Annotated in this window: 1 pseudogene; it reads left to right on the top strand. The window is 44.4% G+C overall.

The features are described from left to right. A pseudogene (locus FC20_RS10620) lies at positions 1-207 on the top strand (DUF4355 domain-containing protein); the annotation flags it as partial.

The raw sequence follows: 207 nt of genomic DNA, 5'->3' as shown, positions 1-207 counted from the left end.
TTGATGATACTGACTCGCTTGAAGATCAATATGAGAAAGTGTCTAAAGCGTTTAAAAAGGCAGTGGATGATCAGGTCCAAATTAAGTTGGCTAAGTCATTTGGTGCGCCTGGTGGTGCTTCAAGTGGTGCTGCTTCCACGGTAGGGGCACGGCTAGCAGACAGAGCTAATGAACGCACCAAAGCAAATAAGAAATCTGATTTTTGGT

The sequence above is a fragment of the Lactobacillus equicursoris DSM 19284 = JCM 14600 = CIP 110162 genome, assembly GCF_001434815.1.
GTDB lineage: Bacteria > Bacillota > Bacilli > Lactobacillales > Lactobacillaceae > Lactobacillus > Lactobacillus equicursoris.
The sequence above is the reverse complement of the archived record's forward strand: the minus strand, read 5'-3'. Positions and strand labels throughout refer to the sequence as shown.